Here is a 581-nt window from a genome sequence, read left to right as displayed (position 1 = left end):
CTTCAAAAAAGAAATATTGGGCTTTTTAAGGGTTGACTAAATAAGTAATCCAATATGCTAAACGATAAAATTCAAAAGCAAGAAGGTGGAGACAGTTCAACGAATCTCCAAGGACATGTTGTTAACGTTTATCAAGGTATAAGCTACGCCGATGCAAAAGAGATTGCGTTAGATGTTTTTAGTTCCAATTTTATTCAGTTAAAGAATGAAGCGGCTGAAATTGCAAAACAGCGGGCGGAAGAAATAACCGAAGCATTACTTGAAAAACTTATCGAAAGAGCACCAGATGCAATAGAAGAATTTAAGCAGCCCGGGATGCAAGATTCCTTATTCACCGCTCAAAAAGAATATGCCAAATCTGGTGATAAGGAGTTGGGAGATTTATTGGTTGACATTTTAGTTGACAGGGCAAACTCTCCCGAGAGAAATATGATGCAGATTATTTTAGATGAAGCATTGAAAATCGCTCCAAAATTGACGATTGAGCAACTTGATACCCTCACTTTGTCTTTTATTTTAATACGTACAGTACGTCGAGTATAATTCCCCCCAATCGTTGGACAGATTTTTCATAAACTAAG

Annotated in this window: 1 protein-coding gene; it reads left to right on the top strand. The window is 36.8% G+C overall.

Going from position 1 to position 581, the window contains the following annotated elements; genetic code table 11:
- Positions 1-54 precede the first annotated feature (54 nt).
- Positions 55-543 carry an LPO_1073/Vpar_1526 family protein gene (locus NGM62_RS22010; RefSeq protein ID WP_262250451.1) on the top strand — a complete coding sequence of 163 codons (489 nt, stop codon included), beginning with the start codon at positions 55-57 and terminating at the stop codon, positions 541-543.
- Positions 544-581: the final 38 nt, after the last annotated feature.

The sequence above is a fragment of the Parapedobacter soli genome (genome assembly GCF_025460835.1).
GTDB lineage: Bacteria > Bacteroidota > Bacteroidia > Sphingobacteriales > Sphingobacteriaceae > Parapedobacter > Parapedobacter soli.
Note: the sequence above shows the minus strand (reverse complement) of the source record. Positions and strands in the feature narration are given on the sequence as shown.

What these genes read in the sequence shown, in the direction of transcription:
- NGM62_RS22010 (WP_262250451.1), top strand. Translation starts at nt 55, where the DNA reads ATGCTAAACGATAAAATTCAAAAGCAAGAAGGTGGAGACAGTTCAACG.